Origin of the sequence: Neobacillus sedimentimangrovi (assembly GCF_010614825.1) — a bacterium.
Lineage (GTDB): Bacteria > Bacillota > Bacilli > Bacillales > Cytobacillaceae > Neobacillus > Neobacillus thermocopriae.
Genome location: NZ_JAAFZF010000082.1, coordinates 1 through 5277, shown reverse-complemented (window position 1 = coordinate 5277; position 5277 = coordinate 1). Strand labels below are relative to the sequence as shown.

Below are 5277 nucleotides of genomic sequence, written 5' to 3'. Positions count from 1 at the left end.
GTCGGTATCTTCAATCAGGCGTGATGATCAATGGAGTAGTAATGGAAACGGACATGGGAACGCCTCAAGGCGGCCCGCTCAGTCCACTTTTATCAAACATCATGCTTCATGAATTGGATAAGGAGCTTGAGAAACGTGGACATAAGTTTGTTCGGTATGCGGATGACTGTAACATCTATGTGAAAACAAAGAAAGCAGGAATTCGTGTCATGAACTCCATTACTAACTTTATAGGGAAGGAGTTAAAGCTCAAGGTAAATAAAGAGAAATCGGCGGTAGACCGTCCTTGGAAACGGAAGTTTCTCGGTTTCAGCTTCACATTCAATAAGACTCCAAAGTGGAAATGCTAATTTAACTATGTACAAAAATGATTGTTTAAAGCTATATAGCTTCTCTCATTGCCTTAGGGCAACTTTACATGGAGAGGCGGGCATGATAGCCTTGTTAGGCGGAGCCAGCTATTGATATTGCTGGCTTCTTGGCTCGTAAGTCATGCCCGTAGAGGCTCCATGTCAAGTTATTACTATCCACCACTTAATAACATAATTATCCATAAATCATTTTTGTACATCACTATACAATCAAAATTGTGCATTCTTATTTTGACATTTACACTCCAAAGGTACGGATTGCGAACGAAAGTGTGAAACGTTTGAAGAACAAGATCCGTGAAATTACATCAAGGTCGAAACCGTATCCAATGGAGAAAAGGATTGAGAAACTGAAGAAGTATTTAATGGGATGGTGCGGATATTTTGCCTTGGCAGAAACACCAAGTAAGTTCAAAGAATTTGATGAATGGATTAGACGAAGGCTTCGGATGTGTTTGTGGAAAGAATGGAAAACCCCGAAAACAAGAATTCGGAAACTCAGAGGATTAGGGGTTCCAAGCCATAAGGCACTCGAATGGGGCAATACACGCAAGAAATATTGGCGGATTGCCTGCAGTCCCATTCTACACAAAACCCTCGACAACTCCTATTGGAAGAGTCGAGGGTTAAGAAGTCTATTCGAAAGATATCAAGAGCTACGTCAAACTTAATTGAACCGCCGTATACCGAACGGTACGTACGGTGGTGTGAGAGGACGGGGGTTAATCACCCCCTCCTACTCGATTGGCTACCTTCCTACTAAAAGTATAGGCAGGAAATTTAAAGTAAAAAGTGGTCCCTACACCAACTTCACTTTCCACCCAGATGGAACCGGACATCGCACGGGTAATGCTGTATACCACCATCATCCCTAATCCTGTTCCATTTTTCCCTTTTGTTGAGTAAAATGGTTCACCTAGTCTTTGAATTTGTTGTGGAGTCATACCAATTCCAGTATCTTTTACTTTGATGGTAACAGAATTTTGACGATATTCAGTAGCTACCTTTAGAGTACCACCATTTGGCATGGCTTCGATCGCATTTTTAAGGACATTTACAAAACATTGGCGGAATAATTGCTGATCTCCTCTAATCGTACCGATAAGCGCAAAATCGGTTAAAATTTCTACTGAATATTGATTGGATAATGGTTTTAAGATACTAATAATTTGTTTTAATTCTTTTTTAACATTAAGTTCTTCATATTTTTCCATGGATGGTTTCGCGAAGGTTAAATAATCCTGTATAACCTTTTCTGCTGAACAAAGCTCTTCTTGAACAATGGCTAAATATTCTTTTCTTTTGTGTCTTGGAAGGTAATCATCTTGAAGAAGCTGTACAAAGCCGCTTGCTGCCGTAAGTGGATTTCGTATTTCATGGGAAATAGCAGCTCCCATTTGCTCAACAGCTTTTAGTTTTTCCGCCTTTATTAGCTGTTGCTTCATTTCCACATTTACTAAGACAAATTCAATCCAATGAGAAATGATACCAAGCCCAAAGGCAGGGATCACAAGGTATGCAATAAAGGCATCAAACAAATTTATATTGGTGTTATTAAAGGCCATTAATATTACTGAAATGATGCCAATTGCCATTCCGAAGCAAACGGAAATAATTACTCTACGAGCGGCAGATTGTTTCCAAAACCATGGATTTAACCACCATGAAAGAATGGAGACAGGTATGTAAAGAGCGACAGTTTGAAAAAATCCAGTATCAATTCCATAAAAGCTTCGAATAATTATGGCAGCGGCAGTAAGTATTGGCCCAATTTCAAAATAAAGACTGCCAATAACGATTGGAATTAATCTTAAATCATACCTGGCAGATGAGACAGGGGTATAGGAGAATTGAATGCAAATCCATATAAGAGCGATGGAAAATATAATAATTGCAGTTTTAGGCAGGGTAAATTTTTTTCTTTTCTCAAGAAAGATAATACAAATAAAGAGTAAGATAATGATTATGGAAAGATTTGTAAAAAGATGTTGTGCAATCTCCATGTATCTCACCGTCCAAATAAGGCTTTAGAAAAATTTTACTGATTAATTTGGTAAGATACAATAAATTTCACAAAATATTTCATATTTTTACAAGAAATGAATGATTGGCAATAATGTAAATTTACCTTTTATGTTAAATTAATAAGCTTCCATGAATGGAAGCTTTTAGATTCGGAAGTCATGTATTCTGTTTTATTCACTATTTTGTGTGAAATTAAAAAATTCAGGTTGGTCATTGCGTTTTTTCTTTTTCTCATTTTGCTCGCCCATTTTTCCATCAGATTCGTAACTTAATTTATTTTTTGTTATTTTCCTGCTTTTCATTTTAATTTCTCCTTTTTATTTCAAATTCCTTTACTACATTCATTTGTTAATTTCCTAATTTTTTTATTAAATTTACCGCCTCTTGATGCTCCGGTTTTAACAATTCAAATAATTTCCTATCTGTTTGTACAAGGGATTTTCCTTTCTTATTAGCAATCGGCCTTACCTTAGAAATCCCTTTTGATATCCGCCATTTTCCTGCTTTTTTAATCATTCTTAAATCAATGATACCAAGATGGTTGCCATAAGCTCCCGCCATTACTACAGGTTTTCCGTTTATCGTACCTGTTTTTAAATTTGTATTAGGAAGTTTTTTAAAAGCAGGTCCTGGAAAAACACTATGTGAATGCCCGGATAGAATGGCATGGATACCAGCTATTTTCGTTAAATAGTAGACAGCATTTTCTGTATCTGGACGATAAGGTTCGGCGCTGATACCTGTATGAGCCAGTGCAATAATAATGTCTGCTCCATCTTTCTTCATTTTTGGGACAAATTCCTTGGCAGTTTCTACAATAGGTTTTACGTAAACCTTGCCTTCAAGATTGGCTTTATCCCATTTCATGATTTGTGGAGGTGCGAACCCAATTACTCCAATCTTTAATGTATGTTTTTTCCCATTTTGGTCCGCTAGCTTTCTTTTTAAAATAACGTAAGGTTTAAAATAGGGTTTATTCGTTTTTTTAGATCGTATATTGGCATTGACTACAGGCATTTTCGCCCCTTTTAAAGCGGCATTTAAAAATTTTAATCCATAATTGAATTCATGGTTTCCAATTGTAATCGCATCATATCCTAAATGATTAAATGCACGATAAACGGGGTGTGTATTTCCCTTATAAATTCCTTTGATTCGTGCAAGATATTCTCCAATCGGGCTCCCTTTTAAATGATCACCGACATCAAAAAGCAAAGTGTTTTTTTCTTCTTTTCTTGCCTGGCGGATTAACGTTGCCGTTTTTACTAGACCGATCCGGTTATTTTCTTTTGATTGATAATAATCAAAATTCATTAAATCAGCATGCAAATCTGTCGTTGCAAGCAAGCGAAGGTTAATGATGGATTCCGTGGAGGAATTTTTTTTGGCAATTATAGATGGGGGTGTTAACTGCCAAAAAATGAAAAAAACGGCTAGTAGGAGAAGAAAGTATTTTTTGTTCATAATTAACCTCCTTGTTATTGGGATGGGTTTCAATAGTATTTGTTATTTTGTAGTAATTATGATAATTTCTATTAAATATGGGATGAATGTACTAAATGAAAAATGATTTTGTTTACATAAAATCAAAAACAATCCATTACTTTTCGTTATTCGTTTATTTACAAATATTGATCTGCTTTGATATAGTTATTTTGGTTAATTTATTAGTAAAATAACTATTGGTTTATTGAAATTGGAGGTTAAATACAATGAGTCAAAATATTGCAGGAATGATTGATCATACATTATTAAAAGCTGATGTAACAAAAGACCAAATTATTAAATTAGCAGAAGAAGCAAAAGAGTATTCATTTGCCTCCGTTTGTGTCAATCCAACTTGGGTAAAAACGGCTGCTGAAGCTCTTAAAGGTACTAATGTAAAGGTTTGTACCGTTATTGGTTTCCCTCTTGGGGCAACAACACCTGAGACAAAAGCATTTGAAACAAAGAATGCTATTGAGAATGGAGCAACCGAAGTTGATATGGTTATTAATATCGGGGCTTTAAAAGATAAACAAGATGATTTAGTTGAAAAGGATATCCGTGCTGTTGTTGAGGCAGCTAAAGGAAAAGCTTTAGTTAAGGTTATTATTGAAACTTGTCTTTTGACAGATGAAGAAAAGAAAAGGGCATGTGAGCTTTCTGTAAAAGCTGGAGCAGATTTTGTGAAAACATCCACTGGATTCTCTACTGGAGGTGCAACCGTAGAAGATGTGCGCTTAATGCGTGAAACAGTAGGCCCAAATATCGGTGTTAAAGCTTCCGGCGGTGTAAGAAGCCGTGAAGATGCGGAAGTGATGGTTGCAGCTGGTGCAAATCGAATTGGGGCAAGTTCTGGTGTGGCCATTTGCAAAGGTGAAGTATCTAATAGCAGCTATTAAGGAAGAAAAAACCACCATTGACGGTGGTTTTTTTATTTAGAACTGAACTCAGGCTCACTAACCATCTGTCCAAATTTAATAAACTTCGATCTCATTCTGATTTTTTTCTCAATTGGAGAGTTGAAACGATGGCTTTTGTGGCTTCCAATAACAATCGTTTGGAAGAGGCCATACGCCGTTGACTGACTAATGCGCTTTTCTGATGAAAAAGGGGCTGTCCGGAAAGTGGTATTTCAGCCGAAATCTTAATAAAAGCAAAACCCAAGAATGCTGTTAAATCAACATTCTTGGGTTTTTAATTTGGGTTCATTTTTCTCTTAAATGGACTTTTAAGACAGCCCCGTAACCAGGGCTTTTCGTCCCTGGTTTCTTTATGTGCGCCCGGCATGTACATGAACTATAGGGTGTAAGTCCCGAACCCCGAAGACAGAAGTAGAGGTTAGCCAAGAGCAAGGGTGTCCGTGGTGACGCGGAATCTGAAGGAAGCTGGAGGCAAA

6 protein-coding genes and 1 pseudogene are annotated in these 5277 nt (G+C 36.8%); 3 read left to right on the top strand and 4 right to left on the bottom strand.

The genetic code is table 11. The annotated features are described in order from the left end of the window. Both GZA11_RS15970 and GZA11_RS15965 read left to right on the top strand, forming a co-directional pair. On the top strand, positions 1 to 350 hold a 350-nt coding region (locus tag GZA11_RS15970), incomplete at its 5' end, for a reverse transcriptase domain-containing protein (protein ID WP_268926782.1). Between the two features lie 266 nt (positions 351 to 616). After that, positions 617 to 1042 (top strand): annotated as a pseudogene (locus tag GZA11_RS15965) (group II intron maturase-specific domain-containing protein); the annotation flags it as partial. Between the two features lie 51 nt (positions 1043 to 1093). Here the strand turns inward: GZA11_RS15965 and GZA11_RS15960 are convergent. The 3 genes from GZA11_RS15960 to GZA11_RS15955 all read right to left on the bottom strand — a co-directional run bounded on the left by GZA11_RS15960 (position 1094) and on the right by GZA11_RS15955 (position 3860). After that, positions 1094 to 2374 carry a sensor histidine kinase gene (locus GZA11_RS15960; protein WP_163184380.1) on the bottom strand — a complete coding sequence of 427 codons (1281 nt, stop codon included), beginning with the start codon at positions 2372 to 2374 and terminating at the stop codon, positions 1094 to 1096. A 192-nt stretch (positions 2375 to 2566) separates the two neighbouring features. Further along, entirely contained in the window at positions 2567 to 2698 is a 132-nt protein-coding gene (locus GZA11_RS16945) for a hypothetical protein (protein ID WP_268926781.1), read from the bottom strand. Between the two features lie 46 nt (positions 2699 to 2744). Next, positions 2745 to 3860: a metallophosphoesterase gene (locus GZA11_RS15955; protein ID WP_163184379.1), complete on the bottom strand. Its 1116-nt coding sequence runs from the start codon at positions 3858 to 3860 to the stop codon at positions 2745 to 2747. A gap of 248 nt (positions 3861 to 4108) precedes the next feature. Here GZA11_RS15955 and deoC point away from each other — a divergent pair, with 248 nt between their 5' ends. After that, entirely contained in the window at positions 4109 to 4780 is a 672-nt protein-coding gene (gene deoC, locus GZA11_RS15950) for a deoxyribose-phosphate aldolase (protein WP_163184378.1), read from the top strand. A gap of 306 nt (positions 4781 to 5086) precedes the next feature. Here the strand turns inward: deoC and GZA11_RS16540 are convergent. Next, the coding region (locus tag GZA11_RS16540; RefSeq protein WP_204317779.1) for a hypothetical protein at positions 5087 to 5277 on the bottom strand (191 nt) is incomplete at its 5' end.